Annotated in this window: 2 pseudogenes; both read right to left on the bottom strand. The window is 60.2% G+C overall.

Annotation, left to right across the window (positions count from 1 at the left end):
* Positions 1–481 (bottom strand): annotated as a pseudogene (locus DVK06_RS16645) (hypothetical protein); the annotation flags it as partial.
* Positions 481–1,045 (bottom strand): annotated as a pseudogene (locus tag DVK06_RS16640) (transfer complex protein); the annotation flags it as partial. The pseudogenes DVK06_RS16645 and DVK06_RS16640, both read right to left, overlap by 1 nt.

Here is a 1,045-nt window from a genome sequence, read left to right as displayed (position 1 = left end):
TGATGGGATACAGCGTGTACCGACGAAGTTGGAGCGTCGCACCCGCGATGTAGCGACCGTCGACGCCGCACTCCGGGTTGACTTCGGACGAGACACGGTCAAGCTGGGAGTCGGGATACTGCGTCTGCAACTGACGCTTGAGCGTTCCATCGGTACGGTCGTCGCCTGCGACGTACTGCATCGTCACGACGCGGTCGCCGCCACCCTGCTCGCGCGTGTATCGCATCTCGAACGAATGAGCTGGTGAGACGTTCTGGACTGACCGCGACAACCGGGGTGAGTCTGTCTCCACCGAATGCAGCGATTCGAGGACGTTCGTCATCGCCTCAATCCCGCCATTGTCCTTGTTCGGGCGCACGCTGATAGCGTCGCGTTCGCCTGGACTTGTCAGCGAGGTAGCGAGGTCGGCATCTATCTCCACCGCGTCGTACCCTGCTTCCTCACGTTGTTCCGTCCCGCGAAGCGAGTCGAGCAGGCCCATCAATCGTCACCTCCCGCAGCGGCGACCGTTCGGTCTTGTCCTTGGTCATCCGCGAGCGCCTCGTCGCCATCGTCACGCGACCATGATAACACCGCGTCCTCAGCGGGTGATGTTTCGACGTAGGTCGGAATCCACCCGGCAATGTCCTCAGCGTAAATTAGACACTCTGAGTATCCACGTCCGGATTTGCCACGGACGGCTTTCTCGCGAACGAACTCGCGTTGGGTCTGGTTCAGACCGAACTCTGCGAGAACATCGTCGTCGACGGCAGGTGTTCGGAAGATGTGAACCATCCCGCATTGCCCGCGAATCGTGTCACGAGCGTCTGTCTCCGAGTCAGCCGAGACAAAGTCTTTCGGGGATTGTGAGAGGAACCACAGACTTGCATCGTAGCGAGCGAACTCGCGAGCGGCCTTCTGCAACCAGTTTGCCGTGCGTGGGTTGTCGAGTAGGACGTGGGCCTCGTCGAGCATCAGCACCGTCTCACCGGGTGCGGTTTTGATTTTCTTGCGGACCTGTGAGAGCATCAGCATCAACATCGCGCTCTTTTCGGCGTCGTCGGAC

The sequence above is a fragment of the Halorubrum sp. Atlit-28R genome (genome assembly GCF_003665955.1).
Lineage (GTDB): Archaea > Halobacteriota > Halobacteria > Halobacteriales > Haloferacaceae > Halorubrum > Halorubrum tropicale.
Note: the sequence above shows the minus strand (reverse complement) of the source record. Positions and strands in the feature narration are given on the sequence as shown.